A 14316-nucleotide genomic window follows, 5' to 3' on the forward strand; every position below is an offset into this window, starting at 1 on the left:
TCAAATGAATGTTAAAAATTATAGATTGCAATTTAAATCAATTGGGTAATCTTACCATTATAAATAGGTATAAAAATAGGCATATGGATCATAAAATTTATGTGTGTAATTGGGCTTAACCTCTCACTTGAGATCGAAATTTTTGATAACATATTTCAATATTTCTAATATTAGAGCATTTTTATCAAAAGTGTAAAATGACTTTTTAAAAATGCTCTAATATTGCTTTTGCAAAAATTGCTCTATGCGCCAATCAATGCTTCATTAACAATGCGCATAGCACTCACCGCATCTTGCTGTGCAATAGCTTCTCCAAGGCGATTATCGGCGTTTAGCTGATCGGCAATGGTAAGTAATCGCGTTACTGTTGCAATATTTGCTTCGCATTCGGCTACAGGGTCAAGACCGCTTGCATCGGGAAATGTGTCAAAGTAAAGAACACCATTATAACCATCATTGCGAATTTGCCGTAAAAGTTCAAGGGTTGAACGCATATGCACAGCCCCTACCATTAAACCATCATCGCGTTTGGCGTAACCATCATTAAGGTGCACACCTAATAAACGGCTGAAACGGTGGATTAGGGATGCCGCAAATGCGGGTTGTTCGCCGCAATAAAGCGAGTGGGCAAAGTCAACAGTCACGCCTAGATTGGGCGCGCCAACATTTTGGATGGCAAGTAAAGTTGTTGCAGCATCTCGCAATAGGGCCTGTGCTCTTGGCTCATCTGGTTTATATTCGATGCTGATCAAACATTCAGGGTCATGTTCTGCAACCTCGCGAATACCTTCAATTTCCCAATCCCAAACTTGCCCATAATCTAGTTGGAAATTATAATCAAAGCCATCTTGTCCTAGCCAAAGAGTCATCATATTGGCATCCATCGCCCGCGCCGCATCAATACCACGCTTGGTTAGATCAATCGCTGCGCGCCTTACATCCTTGTTAGGATTGGTAAATGCACCCATTTTGAAGCTTGGATTTGTATAATAGCGCATAGCAAGCCCGCTAATATTTAAGCCAAGATCATTAATGCGCTGACGCACTGTTGCTGGATCATCAAGGACATGATCGGGATAGTTTAAATCTACATCGGTGAGACCATTGGCCTTGGACGCTCGCTCAACCATTTGCATAAGGGTTGGCTTGCTTGTTTGGTCTGGCCATGCAAGATGAGGCGCGGAAGCAAAAGAGTTAAGGCGGGTTGCAAAACGAGTGAGGGACATAGTAAATCTCCAGAATTAAATATTTACAAAATTTAGTAATGTTGTGAAGTACGGTTAAGCAAATATGCTACACTTTTTTAAGTGTAGCGTAATTTTTGAAAAAGCCTAAATTACCCCCATCTTCAAGATGAAGCAGCCATATGGACTAAGGTCTGAAGTGCGCACAATTGCAAAAGCTTTCTTTGATGCTTCGTAAAACTCAAACCTTTCCAGCGAGCCAATCTTGATTGCTTTCCCTTCCGCCTTATCTATAACCGCTTGAATGGTGGTATGGATAGGCATAATTTTTTCTGCTTCGCCCACCACTTCCATTCTAAAAATTGGTACGTCAACAAAGGTATCTAATGGCATGACCGAAAGAATGGCTTCAACAGCCCTTGGCAGTTCGCAACCGGCCATATTGATAATTTTGCCATGGGTTGTATATTTTGCCATGCTTGTAGAGGGGTAATTGGCATCACAAATGACAATCTCGTCACCATGCCCCATTGCCATCAATACATTTAATAGCTCTGCACTGAGAGCAACATCTAAACCTTTTAACATTTGTTTCTCACTCTTTCATTGCCATGTTTAACTGAAGGCATTTTTGTAAAAATGAATTTATTGCGTCAAGTAAGCTAATGGGTAGTATTATCACTAGAAGATACTGGCATTGGCGGCTTTATTGAGTTTGATCGCCATAGATAGTAAAAAAATTCTCGTAGTGAAGCCGCCTCATACATGCTGGCTGCAATAAGAATCCCTCCCCAAATTGCAAAGGTGAGGAATTGGCTAACACTAAGTACGACGCAAGCAGTAGAGATAATTTGCAAGATGATAAGTGCCAAAACAACGCCGCTTACTTTGCCAAATCCACCTAAGGGATGTACACCGCCAAGAACGCAGGCCAATATAGTGACCAAGAGATAACTTTCTCCATAGGATGCATTGGCTGAGTTAAAGCGCGCCATCATTAATAACCCTGCTAAAAAAGCTAAAATTGAACTGATGACATAGATTTGGACAACAACTTTTCGGGTATTGATGCCAGAGAACCGCACCGCCCGTTCATTAGAGCCGAATAAAGCAATTTTAATGCCTAGTGGTGTGAAGCCAAGCAATATAGCCATTGGAATTGCAGTTACGATGAATAAAGCCAACGGCATTGGAATTCCAAAGACCGATCCGTTGCCAATAAAAACAATTCCCGATGGGAAGCCTGATATGACAGTGCCATGGCTTAATCCAACGGCAAGCCCTTTGACAAGTGTCATGGTTGCTAATGTTGCCAAAATGGGCGAAACTCGCAAATAGCCGATTAATATGCCATTTAATAAGCCGATAATCACCGCAACTATAAACCCCGTCGCTACTGCCCCTAGTTGCCAAAAAATAACAACCGAATTACTGGCATCTATCGGCATAAGTGTTAGGACATAAGCAATGGTGAGGGCTGATAAATTAGCCGTTGCAATAATAGATAAATTGATGCCACCAGAAAGCAGTGGCACCATCATTGCAAGCGATAAAAGACCAAGTTCTGGAAGCTGAAGAGCCATTGAGCGCAAGCCATCTTCAGAAAATAGACGATCGCCAATAAAAAGTCCAAGGACAAGGATCAATGCCAATAATAATGTGCAAAGGCGCGTATTATTGTTATTAAAGATTTGAAAAATTGAAGATTTGGCTTTCATCATGCAACTCCTGGAGCTTCGCGCCAACGCCGGCGGGCATCGCGTGCCATACTAATCACCGCAGCAATAATGACTAAGCCTGTGAAAAATTGTGACCAATAAGAGGATACGCCAAGCAAGGTCAAACCGTTTTCCATAATTGCGATAAGGGCAATGCCAAGCACTGCGCCGCCAACGGTACCTGCGCCGCCTGTCACGCTTGCCCCGCCTAAAAATGCGGCGGCTATGACATCAAGTTCTTTTCCAACCAATGCGGTTGGCGAAACTGATTGGGTATATTGAGCAAGAACAAGAGAGGCAATACCCGCAGCAAATCCCATATAGCCATAGACAAAAAGATTAAGACGAAAGACGTTAAAGCCAACACGCTGTGCAGCATCTGGATTACTTCCAAAAGCATAAATTTGCCGACCAATATTAGTTTTATTTAATAATATCCATGTAACTGCGAGAGTTAACACCAATGCAATTATTTGTAAGTTGATAGCATATTCCATACCGTCATTATCAGTATAGAAAACAAGGTCAACACCGTTAGTAAACCATTCAGGCAGCATAAATATATCTTGCCCTTTGGTGATGGTTAAGAGTAGACCAAATATGACACTTTGGGTTGCAATAGTCACGATAATGCTTGGAATACGCAAAGTGCTAACAAGAATCCCATTGATGACACCAAGGCTTAAACCCACAGCGCATGCGATTAGTGTAACGCCAAGCCAGCCAATGCCATAATTATTGGCGATGGTTAAAGCAACATATTGCGCAACGGTCGCAACAGCGGCAAAAGAAATATCGATCCCACCAGCGATGAGAACTACTAGCAATGCGGCAACCAATATGCCCATATAGGAAAACGAACTTAAAAGATCCATTATATTTTGTAGACTGGTAAAATTTGGCCTTAATATCGACAATACGACCACAAATATTATGATTACAATGGCGAGCCAAAATTCTTGACTTTTACGTAATTTCCAAAGTCGATCAAACATAAACGGCCTCCTTTAGCTCAGCTTCACTGGTCTGGTGGGATAAATATTCTGCGGTGATTTTTCCATCATGCATCACCAAAATGCGGTCGCTATGGTAAAGAACCTCTGATATTTCATCTGAAATGAGGATCACAGATAATCCACTTGAAGCTAAGTTTTTAATAACATTATAAATTCCATCCTTGCCATGGAAGTCAACGCCAACCGTTGGGCTGTCAAGGATCAAAATTTTAGGGTTGGTTGCCAGCCATTTTGCAATGACAACGCGTTGTTGATTGCCGCCCGACAAGGTTTGTACCGCAAGCTCTGGATCAGCTACCTTTATTTTAAGATCACCGATCCATTGACGGGCAATGTCATTGCAGGTGCTTTTTTTAATAATGCCAAATTTGCTTTTAATCGCATTAAGGACAGTAACAACAATATTGGTACTAATCGGTTGGTCAAGATTAAGCGATAGGTTTAATCGATCTTCAGGAACATAAGCAATGCCATTATGTATTGCTTGGGTATTGGAAGAAAATCTTACCGCTTTTCCCTCAATTTCGATTGTACCCTTGTCAGGCTTATTCATGCCAAATAAAGATAAGGCCAACTCGGTGCGACCAGAACCTAATAGACCGGTAATGCCGAGGATTTCACCTTTATATAGGCTTAAATTAATATCATCATATTCATGGCTACGGCTAAGTTCGTTGACCTTTAAAATCGGCTTTGCTCGATCAATAGCGCGTTCAGCCGTCTCGTAATGGAATTCCTTGCCGGACATGAGATAAACAAGCTGATTTTCAGTCATATCCTTGGCATCATAAGTACCAAGCTTTACGCCATCACGTACAACCGTGACACGATCGGCTATTTCGAGTACTTCATCAAAACGATGACTAACAAAGACAATGCTGATGCCGCGATTTTTTAACTCGACGGTTAAGGCTAAAAGTGCATCGACCTCATGACGAGTCAAGGACGCGGTTGGTTCATCCATAATCAGCAATTTTGCATCGGCGGCAATAGCTCTGCATATGGCGACCAATTGGCGTTTGGCAATAGGTAGTTCGATCACCAATTCATCAAGGTCAAGGTCAGCATTAATATTCTTTATTGCCGCTAACGCTGTTTGCCTAATTTTAGACCAGCTTATCGTATGTAATTTACCACGATGCTGACCAATGGCGATGTTTTCTGCAACAGTAAGATTGGGAAATAGCGATAAATCTTGATAGATAACCTGTATTCCCAAATTACTACTTTCAACAGTAGTTAAATGAGAATACTCCTTTCCTTCAATAATCAGTCGGCTGCCATAATCGGGAGATTGCACACCTGAAATAATCTTGATCATTGTAGATTTTCCAGATCCATTACCCCCAACCAAGCTATGGATCTCACCTTTTGCAAGATCAAAATCGACATTTGAAAGCGCTTTAACCCCGCCAAATGTTTTGCTTAGATTTTGCAACTCAAGAAAATTCACCATCACTATCTCCCTGTCATCGCTGCGATGACTACAGTTTAAAACGAGTTCTAATCCACGTTGATTAAAGACCCAGTTTAACGAGATCAGCGATATTTTCCTTGTTGATAGATAGAATTTGTTCTACTTGAACAGTATTATTGCTTTCATCGACAACCGCATCGCCTAGTCGAGGGATCGAAATACCCGTTTCAATTTTTTTGCCGTCCAACACCATACGAGCAAGAGCTACCATGCCATAGCCGGCATCTTTGGGATTCCATAAAAAGCCTTCCCTAATCACGCCAGTCATGATCATTTGTTGCGCTTGTGATGGAATGACCGTACCAACAATGGCGATTTTCTTTTGTAGCTTCTTTTGGCGGATAACATTACCAGCACCAATAGGCCCATTTGAACCCATTGAAAGAATGCCTTTTAAATTTGGATAGGTTTGGATAACGGCTTGGGTAACTTTAGCGGCTTCATCAATGCGATCAGCGCCAGGAAACCTATCTGCTGCCAACTTCATTTTAGGATAATGCGCTTTTTGATAAGCAATAGCTGCGTCAGCCCATTGATTATGGCCGGTTGTGGTGAGTGTGCCTACGTAAACAACATATTCACCTTCTTCACCCATTTCGCGGGCGAGGGCCTTCATTTGCGCTTCACCAAATGACTTGGCGCTCATCAATTCAAGATCCCAAGTTTTGTTTTTTTGTGTGTCACCTTCTTGGGTAATAACAGCAATACCAGCATCACGCGCGCGTTGGATTGCTTGAGCGGTCACATTTACATCAAGAGGTATAAGACCGATAACATCAACTTTTTTAGCAACCAAATCATCAATTAATTTGACCTGTTGGGCAGGATCAGCCTGTGCAGGTCCAACCATTGAGGCATGGATATTAAATTCCTTCCCGCCTTCTTGTAGGCCTTGGTTCAAAATATTAAACCATGGAATGCCGGCTTCTTTGACAACAACAACCATGGTTTTTGTTTCTGATGCCAGTGCTACTGAGGAAGTGCCGATAATGCCAGCAAGTGTGATGCTGGTGAGTAATTTAAGTATTGTTCTCCGATTCATAACCTATCTCCCAATATGGCTTTTGAAAGTGAGATTTGCAAAGCAGGTATCGCACCTCCATACGTATAAACTTTCTTAACTTTACAAAATTACAATTATAAGGAAAGTAGAAATATGTCAAGAAGGACAGGAGGATAATGCTGTTTTGTAAGGGGTTTGATATCAGCTTTTGTAAATAATATATTAACGATTGAAAATTAATTACAATCAGATCTATCTGAATTTAAACTATTTTTAGTTTTTGATAGTGATATTGCTATTTATCAAAAGTATTTTCGGATTGTCTAAAGTTTCTATTATAACGATAAAGTTCTTAATGAAAAAGGCGAGTTCCAAGTTGAAGTGCAACACTCCTGAGCAATATGGGATTGCTCACTTTACCGACCCAGAGTGTTGCCATGACATCTTATTCGCATGGGGGGTGAAGAAAGATCACAAATTCAGTATTTGCATATTTTGGGTTGTAATCTGAATGTGATTGCAAAACATCTGTCTAATCATCGTTTAATTATTGGCCCCAAGATCAATCGCAACCGCCTGCCCCATGGTGGTTATTCCTCGCTTGTTGCGTAAGGGCGCTATTTGCATCAATGCAAAAGGTTGCACCTTCTAGAAAAGAACAGCCCCTTGAAAATTTTCGTCTCGGCGGCTCTTCTTGCATTTAATCCTTAGGTTCTTACAAAAATTTACTCATACCATTTCGTTCAAATTAATATGTCCTGCCGCTAATTGTTTTTGTTGGCTAACTTAACGCAATAAGCGTGAGACAAGTTGGGCGGTATAATCAACCATCGGCACAATACGCGCATAATTAAGTCGTGTTGGGCCAATAACGCCTAAAGCACCAATGACCTTTTCATTGCTATCACGAAAAGGCGCAACCACCACCGATGAACCTGATAGGGAAAATAATTTATTTTCAGAGCCGATAAAAATACGCACGCCCGATGCTTCCTCGGCAAGGTCAAGCAATTGCACCATGCCATCGCGGGTTTCCAAATCATCAAACAAATTGCGTAAACGCTCGATATCTTCCTTGGCGTGAATATCTTCTAATAAATTTGCGCGGCCGCGCACAATAAGGCGCGCTGGCATATCAGCACTGACGCCGCCCCAAACGGCAAGGCCATTATCGACCAATTGTTGGGAAAGCGTATCGAGATTGGCACGTGTTTCATCACGTTCACGGGCAATATCATCACGCACTTCGTTTAAGCTTCGTCCCTTAATGTGGGCATTAAGGTAATTACTGGCTTCCGCTAATTGTGAATGGGTAACGCCTTCTGGCAATTCTACGATGCGGTTTTCAACTTCGCCATTTTGATTAACCAGTACAACTAAAGCGCGGCGCGGATCAAGGCGCACGAATTCAATATGCTTTAATGATCCATCGGATTTAGTTGCTAAAACAAGCCCCGCACCGCGCGATAGACCAGAAAGCACTTGGCTTGCCTCGGTTAAAAATTGTTCAACTGACTGGCTGGAACCCGCAGCATGCACTTGCTCTTCAATCTGTTTGCGTTCATTAGCCGGTAAATCACCAACTTCCATAAAAGCATCAACAAAAAAACGTAAGCCAAGCTCGGTTGGCATCCGACCGGCGGAAATATGCGGCGCATAAATAAGACCCGATTGTTCCAAATCGCTCATAACATTGCGAATAGTAGCAGGCGATAAGGACGATGTTAAATTGCGGGATAAATTACGTGAGCCTACCGGTTCGCCATCGGTTAAATAGCTTTCAACAATGCGGCGAAAAATCTCGCGAGAGCGCTCATCCATTTCACCCAATCCCATTGTATCAAAAACCGATGACATGATATTAAAACCCAAAACCTTTTTGTTCGCTTTAAGCGCGGTTAAAAGCAGCGCATAAATACATTGCTTTATATATAGCTATTTTAAAATATAGGATCAATAATTATAAATGATTGATAGTGGTCATGTATTTATAAAAAGCAAAAGCAAACGATTACAATTGTCCACACCAATATAGTCAATTCATGATAAAAATTGAAAAAAAAATCAAAATACGTATTTGTTTATTTAATTTCAAAGTCTAATAGTTTAAACGTGAAAATCTGCTTTTGGTATTTTATGAAAGCAGCTATATCTTATATTGTCCCCGTGCCCGATGAAAGATCAAGTTCTTATGAATTGCATCTTTTAATATCTTTCGTGGCATAAAATTAGAAAGGCCTTTTCCATGCGTCATTCCAACCGTTCCAATGATCAAATGCGACCAATTTCTTTTGAACGGGGGGTCAATAAGCACGCTGAAGGCTCATGTTTGGTTAAATTTGGCGATACCCATGTTTTATGTACGGCAAGCTTGGAAGAGCGCGTTCCTGGTTGGATGCGTAATACAGGTAAAGGTTGGATAACAGCTGAATATGGCATGTTGCCACGTTCAACCAACGACCGTATGCGCCGTGAAGCGTCATCAGGTAAGCAAGGTGGTCGCACGCTTGAAATTCAGCGTCTTATTGGCCGCTCATTGCGCGCTGTTGTTGATTTGCAAGCCTTGGGTGAAATGCAAATTACCGTTGATTGCGATGTATTGCAGGCTGATGGCGGCACTCGTACCGCAGCTATTACCGGTGGCTTCATCGCACTTTATGATTGCTTTGCTTTGATGGAAAAACGCCAGATCGTTCGCGTTGAGCGCGTATTGAAAGATCATGTTGCGGCGATTAGCTGTGGTATTATTGGCGGCGAGCCAATGATTGATCTTGATTATAATGAAGATTCAACTGCTGGAACAGATGCCAATTTTGTTATGACTGGCAAGGGCGGTATTGTTGAAATTCAAGGCACTGCTGAAGGTGAGCCTTTCTCACAAGACCAGTTCGACAGTCTTTTAAAGCTTGCCCGTAATGGCATCAACCAATTGGTTGAATTGCAAAAACAGGCAATTGCCAAGGCTTAAAAATGCGTACACTAGATACAAAAGACATTATTGTTGCCACGCATAATGCGGGCAAGGTAAAGGAAATTGCCGAGCTTATTGGTCCATTTGGCTTTCATACCAAATCAGCCGGTGAGCTTGGTTTGCCTGAGCCTGTGGAGACGGGCACTACTTTTGAGCAAAATGCCTATATCAAAGCATTTGCTGCCGCAAAAGCAACTGGCTTGCCAGCCTTGTCAGATGATTCTGGTTTAGAAGTTGATAGTCTTAATAAAGAGCCGGGTGTTTATACGGCTGATTGGGCTATTCAAGCCGATGGTAGCCGTGATTTTGCTCATGCTATGCAAAAGGTGGAAACTGCCTTGCAGGAAAAAGGCGCAGTGCGTGATGAGCAGCGTCATGGCCGCTTTGTGAGTGTGCTTTGCCTTGCTTGGCCTGATGGTCATGCCGAATATTTCCGTGGGGAAATTGAAGGCATAATTGTTTGGCCACCGCGTGGTGATCAAGGTTTTGGCTATGATCCAATTTTTCAGCCCGAAGGTTTTGATACCACTTTTGGTGAAATGTCGGCCACCCAAAAACATGGTTGGAAAAAAGGTGATAGTGAAGCGCTGTCGCACCGTGCCCGTGCCTTTAAACTTTTTGCCGAAAATATGCTGGAAGATTAATGCGCGAGCCTTTTGGCATTTATATCCATTGGCCGTTTTGCGCGGCCAAATGCCCCTATTGCGATTTTAATAGCCATGTACGGATGCGCGGTATTGATGAGCCGCGCTTTCGTGCGGCTTTTTCGCGTGAAATGGCAACATTACGCGAACGTATTGGCCATAAAACCATTACCAGTATTTTTTTAGGCGGCGGCACGCCATCCTTAATGGAGCCGCAAACCGTTGCCCATTTATTAAATGAAGTTGCCCGCCATTGGACAATTGAAAATGGGGCAGAAATTACGATGGAAGCCAATCCCTCAAGTGTCGAGGCAGATCGTTTCCGTGCTTATAAAAGCGCTGGGGTTAACCGTTTATCGCTTGGTGTGCAAGCGCTTGATGATGCAGAGCTAAAACGTCTTGGTCGTATTCATGATGTTAAACAAGCCATTTATGCAATTGGCCTCGCGCGTGATATTTTTCCGCGCCTGTCTTTTGATCTTATCTATGCTCGCCCCAATCAAACACCGCAATCATGGGAGAGTGAGTTAAATCAAGCAATTGACCTTGCTGCCGATCATTTATCGCTTTATCAATTAACTATTGAAGAAGGCACTGCCTTTCAGCGCCTTTATGAAGCAGGAAAATTAAAACTGCCAGAGCCTGAAGATGCGGCATTGCTTTATGACATTACCCAAAATATAACGGCTAAGCGTGGTTTGCCCGCTTATGAAATTTCCAATCATGCGGTGCCGGGGGCTGAATCGCAGCATAATTTACTTTATTGGCGCTATCAGCAATATTTAGGCATTGGCCCTGGTGCGCATGGTCGTTTTATTGAAGGTGATAAGCGCACGGTTACAATAACCGAAAAACTGCCAGAAAAATGGTGCGATTTGGTTGAAGAAAAAGGCCACGGTATTATTGAGGAAGAATATTTAACCAAAGATAATCAAGCCGATGAAATGCTGCTTATGGGGCTTCGCCTTTATGAGGGGCTAGATATCCATTCGCTTGAAACCTTGCGCGGAAAGCCGCTTGATAATAAGGTGATGGCTGAATTACAAGAATATGGCCTTATTGAAATGGTTGGCAATAGCCGCTTACGCGCTAGCGATAAAGGGCGCATTTTGCTTGACCATATTATTGGAAAACTTGCCGCTTAAATGATTCAAAAAATCAAAATAAGGGTGATGGTCAATGAGTGAAATACAAGGGAATATTTTACCTATAGAGTTACCCGCAAAAAGAATTCAACTGGTTTATCTTACCAACTGGGCTATTGTTTTAGCCGTTTTACCTTGGGCGCTGTTTTTTTTGTTATTGTTTTTTGGACCATTTTTGATTGGTGGTTATCACCCTATGAAACACTTATGGAATGATTGGGTTGTTTCTAGAAATTATGAAACCATTCCTAATGCTTATGCTGATTATTCTTGTTGGGATAACGGAGGGGGTCCAAGATACATAACTTGCGGCGTTACATATTATGAAAATATTCCCTCGCTTAAACAAAAGCTCAATATTAGGTTTGAGAATTATCCTTATAGCTGGTTTAATTTTTTAACACCGGATGATTTGGTTTTAGAGGGACAATCACCAATGATCCGTAGTGTTTATAACCCCAATAGAACAACGTTTCTTTTTGGCGTTGAAACAATTAAAATACGTTTTTTAACTTATTTTGCTTGGCAATTATTACTATTTTTGATTCTCGTTGCTTGGTTTTTCGGCTTGTTTTTTTATTGGCGCATATATTATTGGCGCAGTGTTGCCAATGATGTATGTTTAAAAGCAGTAAAAATTGTTGACGTAACGCAGAGCCGACGAAAAAATATATTATATCATTATTATGGCTTAAGCCCATCAATACTTGCTATGAATATGCGGACTTTACCCTCTTCTTCAACCGGTATTTTAATAAATCTTGCTGCTTTTAATACTTCATTTACTTCTTTTAAAAAAGATAAGCAGCCTTTTTATTTAGATGAAGAGAAAACAATTGCTGTTGCGATTGAAGCAAAGCAAGCAGGCGGCGGTTATATACTTGATCATGATTTAACGTGGCTAAAACTATCACCACAAGACAAACAAAAACTTGTTGCAAATATTAAAGCCTATCAACAATGGATTGCACAGCACCCTGAAAAATTGCAACAATTAAGTGAGGCAATCGACGCAAAGCCAAAAAATAGATAAATGCTTAAAAAGCAAGGGCGGCAAAGTAATGAGTGAGCTAAAAGACAATAGTTTAGATATAGAATTGCCGGTTAAAAAAATCCGGCTCACCTATCGAAGCAATTTAGGGATTATACTTGTTTTAACTTTTTGGACTTTGTCTTTTTGTCTAATTTTAATTGGACCTGTTATTATAGGTTCCTATTATCCAATTAAGCGTTTATGGAATGATTGGATTGTTTCAAAAAATTATGAATTTATTCCAAATGCTTATGCAGGTTTTGGCTGTAACGAATATGAGAGTCTGTTAGATTATGTTAATTGTGGTGTTATATTCAATGTTGGTAACCCGTATAAAGAAGAAAAATTAAGAGATGGTTTTGAAGATTATCCTTATAGTTGGCAAGTTTTTTTAACGCCGAAGAATTTGTCTATGGAAGGCAAATCTCCAATGGTTAGGAGTGTTGATGATCCAAGTAGAACCAGTTTTTTATTTGGTATTGAAACAGTAAAAATACGTTTTTTAAGTCTGTTGATAACAAAAGCGTTTCAATTTACATTTATAGCCGTATGGTTTTATGGGCTTTATATATGGTGGGAAATTTATTATTGGCGGCGTTTCCCCAATAATGTGAAGCTGAAAGCAGTCAAAATTGCTTCGATTTATGTAGCTGAAGGTAAGGGAAAAGTTTACCACTTCTTTGGCTTAAGCCCATCTATTGCTGCTAGCGGTATAAGATATTTGCCTTCATCAGTTACGATTGTTATGCCAAACCCTATGCGGCATGCCTTGGCAGCAACGCAATTGCGTAACGGGTTAGAGCCTATATTTTTAGATAAAGAACAAACCATTGGTGTTGCCATCGAAGCGCAGCAAGCTGGTAGCGGCTATCTGCTGGATTATAATTTGACCTATCTTGTTTTATCAAAAAAGGACAAGGAAAAGCTCATTACCAATATTAAAGCCTATCAACAATGGCTTGCTCAACATCCTGAAAAATTGCAACAATTAAGTGAGGCAATCGACGCAAAGCCAAAAACTAGATAAATATCTATAGTAGTTAGGGTGACAGTTGCAATGAGTGAAATACAAGATAATACTGTTGATATAGAGTTACCTAAAAAGAGAATTAGGTTAAAATACGGAACGAATTGGATCATTATATTAGTATTGTCTTTTTGGACGCTTTTTACTGCGTTAGCAATATGGTTTTTAATTTTTGAGGGTAGTTACGCTGGCATTAAACGCTTATGAAATGATTGGCGTGTTTCGCAGAATTACGAAATAATTCCAGATAGCTATGCTAGATATCAATGTTGGGATGATGTCGGTAATGCAGGTGACATAAAAAATTGTAGTGTGATATTTAATTTAGGTCAGCGCAATGAACAAAAATTAAATTACCGCAGAGAACATAATCCTTATAGTTGGTATCAATTTTTAACTCCCGATAACCTTTCTTTATCCGGCGATTCACCAATGATAAAAAGTGTTAATGACCCAACTAAAGTATCTTTTATTTTTGGTGTTGAGACTATAAAAATAAGGTTTTTAACTTTTCTAGGTCAAAAACTTGTTTGGGGTATAATATTATCTGTTTTCCTTTGGGGGCTATATATTTGGTGGCGGGTTTTATATTGGCGCAGTGTGCCTAATGATGTCCGATTAAAAGTCGTCAAAATTGTTGGATATCACGATAGATGGCTTGGTAGAGTTTACTCATATTATGGTTTGACAAAAGCTGAAGTGCTTGAGGCTTTAAAAATAAACCCGACACCTAACACTTGGGTTTTTACAAAGCCACTACGCACGCAGTTATCGAATAATCCGATAAGAAAAAGTCAAAAACCCATTTTTTTAAGTAAAGAACAAAAATTTGGGTTAGCTATTGAAGCCAAGCAAGCAGGTGGTGGTTATTTATTAGATTATAATTTAACGCGGCTTGCTTTATCCAAACAGGATAAAGCAAAATTACAGACCAACATTAAAACCTATCAGACGTGGATTGCCCAGAACCCTGAAGCATTGCAGAAATTTGATGCTTATATTGAAAATATGCCAGAAACTGAGCTTGAAAAAACTTATAACCCACCTAAACAATAAGTGATTTTGAGTTACCTTATATATTGGGGCAATAAATAGTTA

At 40.6% G+C, this 14316-nt stretch carries 13 protein-coding genes; 6 read left to right on the forward strand and 7 right to left on the reverse strand.

Annotation, left to right across the window (positions count from 1 at the left end; genetic code table 11):
• Positions 1-242: 242 nt before the first annotated feature.
• From N6B01_RS00250 to hrcA, 7 genes are all read right to left on the reverse strand, one after another.
• Positions 243-1226: a sugar phosphate isomerase/epimerase family protein gene (locus tag N6B01_RS00250; protein ID WP_262079349.1), complete on the reverse strand. Its 984-nt coding sequence runs from the start codon at positions 1224-1226 to the stop codon at positions 243-245.
• Positions 1227-1331: 105 nt separating this feature from the next.
• On the reverse strand, positions 1332-1772 hold the full coding sequence (locus tag N6B01_RS00255; RefSeq protein ID WP_262079351.1) for an RbsD/FucU family protein: 441 nt from the start codon (positions 1770-1772) through the stop codon (positions 1332-1334).
• Between the two features lie 74 nt (positions 1773-1846).
• Positions 1847-2905, reverse strand: a complete 1059-nt coding sequence (locus N6B01_RS00260) for an ABC transporter permease (protein ID WP_262079353.1) — start codon at positions 2903-2905, stop codon at positions 1847-1849.
• Positions 2902-3897 carry an ABC transporter permease gene (locus N6B01_RS00265; protein WP_262079354.1) on the reverse strand — a complete coding sequence of 332 codons (996 nt, stop codon included), beginning with the start codon at positions 3895-3897 and terminating at the stop codon, positions 2902-2904. The genes N6B01_RS00260 and N6B01_RS00265 overlap by 4 nt, the downstream gene beginning before the upstream one ends.
• On the reverse strand, positions 3890-5374 hold the full coding sequence (locus tag N6B01_RS00270) for a sugar ABC transporter ATP-binding protein (protein ID WP_262079356.1): 1485 nt from the start codon (positions 5372-5374) through the stop codon (positions 3890-3892). The genes N6B01_RS00265 and N6B01_RS00270 overlap by 8 nt, the downstream gene beginning before the upstream one ends.
• A 61-nt stretch (positions 5375-5435) precedes the next feature.
• Entirely contained in the window at positions 5436-6437 is a 1002-nt protein-coding gene (locus tag N6B01_RS00275; protein WP_262079358.1) for a substrate-binding domain-containing protein, read from the reverse strand.
• A 747-nt stretch (positions 6438-7184) separates the two neighbouring features.
• On the reverse strand, positions 7185-8255 hold the full coding sequence (gene hrcA, locus N6B01_RS00280) for a heat-inducible transcriptional repressor HrcA (protein ID WP_182418359.1): 1071 nt from the start codon (positions 8253-8255) through the stop codon (positions 7185-7187).
• 388 nt (positions 8256-8643) lie between these two features.
• Between hrcA and rph the strand changes: the two genes are divergently transcribed.
• The 6 genes from rph to N6B01_RS00310 all read left to right on the forward strand — a co-directional run bounded on the left by rph (position 8644) and on the right by N6B01_RS00310 (position 14274).
• A complete protein-coding gene (gene rph / locus N6B01_RS00285; RefSeq protein ID WP_262079360.1) occupies positions 8644-9366 on the forward strand; it encodes a ribonuclease PH in 723 nt (240 codons plus the stop codon).
• Between the two features lie 2 nt (positions 9367-9368).
• Positions 9369-10013, forward strand: a complete 645-nt coding sequence (locus N6B01_RS00290) for a non-canonical purine NTP pyrophosphatase (RefSeq protein ID WP_262079361.1) — start codon at positions 9369-9371, stop codon at positions 10011-10013.
• A complete protein-coding gene (gene hemW, locus N6B01_RS00295; RefSeq protein WP_262079363.1) occupies positions 10013-11158 on the forward strand; it encodes a radical SAM family heme chaperone HemW in 1146 nt (381 codons plus the stop codon). Before N6B01_RS00290 ends, hemW begins: the two co-directional genes overlap by 1 nt.
• A gap of 34 nt (positions 11159-11192) precedes the next feature.
• Positions 11193-12191: a hypothetical protein gene (locus N6B01_RS00300; protein ID WP_262079365.1), complete on the forward strand. Its 999-nt coding sequence runs from the start codon at positions 11193-11195 to the stop codon at positions 12189-12191.
• Positions 12192-12219: 28 nt separating this feature from the next.
• Positions 12220-13218 carry a hypothetical protein gene (locus N6B01_RS00305; protein WP_262079366.1) on the forward strand — a complete coding sequence of 333 codons (999 nt, stop codon included), beginning with the start codon at positions 12220-12222 and terminating at the stop codon, positions 13216-13218.
• Positions 13219-13530: 312 nt separating this feature from the next.
• Positions 13531-14274: a hypothetical protein gene (locus N6B01_RS00310; protein WP_262079367.1), complete on the forward strand. Its 744-nt coding sequence runs from the start codon at positions 13531-13533 to the stop codon at positions 14272-14274.
• Positions 14275-14316 lie beyond the last annotated feature (42 nt).

The sequence above is a fragment of the Bartonella sp. HY406 genome (assembly GCF_025449315.1).
Classification (GTDB): domain Bacteria; phylum Pseudomonadota; class Alphaproteobacteria; order Rhizobiales; family Rhizobiaceae; genus HY038.